The sequence below is a fragment of the Paracidovorax oryzae ATCC 19882 genome (assembly GCF_000687165.1).
Lineage (GTDB): Bacteria > Pseudomonadota > Gammaproteobacteria > Burkholderiales > Burkholderiaceae_C > Paracidovorax > Paracidovorax oryzae.
Genome location: NZ_KK366051.1, coordinates 1 through 1,682 on the forward strand (window position 1 = coordinate 1; position 1,682 = coordinate 1,682).

The 1,682-nt window shown below is 69.1% G+C and carries 1 pseudogene; it reads right to left on the reverse strand.

Annotated features, from left to right (window positions below):
• Positions 1-1,682: pseudogene (locus T336_RS27190) on the reverse strand (hypothetical protein); the annotation flags it as partial.

Below are 1,682 nucleotides of genomic sequence, written 5' to 3' on the forward strand. Positions count from 1 at the left end.
AGCACGCCATCTGTGCGGGTGGTGATGTTCTGCGCATAGCGCACGAGGCGCTCGGTCTCGCCGAAGGCGTTGCGCGTGTAGCCCGTCACGTAGCCCAGCGCGTCCACGTCCCACGCGAGCTGGCCCGCGCGGTCGTAGGCCTTGTAGCTCCACGCGGTGCTGCCGGCGGCCCGCCCGGCCACGGCGCGGCCCAGCGTGTCGTAGCGCGTCTCGCTGCTGGTCTCCACGGTCTGCTCGGTGCGCGTGCCCGCCCCGCTCCTGCCGTTGGCCAGCAGGTTGGCGCCCTCGTCCTGGTAGACGCTCACCGGCGGGAAGATGGTCTTCACCTGCCGGCCCAGCGCATCGTATTCGTAGCGCGTGGTGCGCTGCTCGCTGCGGCCCGCGGCCTCGGTGCGCGCCGTGAGGTGGCCCAGGGCGTCGTACTCCATGCGCGTGACGACGCTCGCCAGGGTCGCATTCTGGCCATCGGCCAGCATCACCTGCGGCGAGGTCTCCTGCACCAGCTGGCCCGCCGCGTTGTAGACGTATGTCCAGGTGCTCCGCGCCTTGTTGGTGAAGGCGGTCTTGCGGCCCGCGCCGTCGTAGGCGGTGGTTTCCGTGTTGCCCGCCGCGTCGGTGCTGCCGATGAGGTTGCCCGCCGCGTCGTAGGCCATGCTCTCGCGGTGGTCCAGCCCTTGCGTGAACCCGGGGTTGGGCATGAGCGCGTAGTCCACCTCGGAACGGCTCAGGCCGTGGAAATGCCGGGTCGTGCCATTGGCATAGAGTTGGTAGAGCGCGGTATTGTCCTTGGCCGGCGCTATGTCGATATAGCCGATGACGCCCTCTTCGATCCAGCCGAGTACGTCCCTTACAGCGACACGCAATTCTTCGCTGGCTGTGTAGTAATGGTTCGTGGTCGTGCCCGGGGGGCGGAGGCGGTAGAGCGGCGCCCTGCCGCTGGCCGGCTGGCTGCTCAGGTAGCCGACATTGCCCTGGTCCTTCCAGCCGCTGGCGATGAGTTGCGCGCGCTCATCATCACTGCTGGTGTAGAGGTGGTCGTTCACGCCGTCCGGGCCGCCCAGGCGATACAGGGGCTTCAAGCCATCGCCGCCCGCCGTCTTGGTGAAGCCGGTGATGCCTTCGTCGGTCCAATAGTCCGGGTTCAGCGCCCCCATGTAGAGGGTGCGACTCTTGAGCCGGCCCACGCCGTCGTAGGTGTAGCCCTGCAGGTGCCCCAGCGCATCGCGCGTGAAGGCCAGGCGACCCGCCGCGTCGTAGTAGTTCTGCGTGACGCGGTCATAGCCGCTGGCGGGCATCCGCTGGACGATGGTGCTGTGGCTGATTTCACCCGTTTGCGCGCGCAGGCTCTCCAACTGGGCGATCTGCGTGTCGGTGAGCTGTGCGGCAACCTGGCGCACGCGCAGCAGTTGTCCGGTGCCATCGTAGAAGCGCTCGGTCGCACCGCCCTCGGCGTCGATGGTGAGCGTCTCGCGGCCCGCACGGTCCAGGAAGTGGCGCGTGGTGCGGTCGCCGCTGCTGGCCACCGGCGTGGGTTCGGCCAGCAGCATGGCGCCCGCCTGCGCGTTGCGGTAGGCACAGGCGGGTACCGCCAGGCGCGTCTCGCGCACCAGACGGCCGGCCGCGTCGTAGTCGTAGGTGCTCACGGCACCGCTGGCGTCCACTTCCTTCGTGAGCCGCCCGGC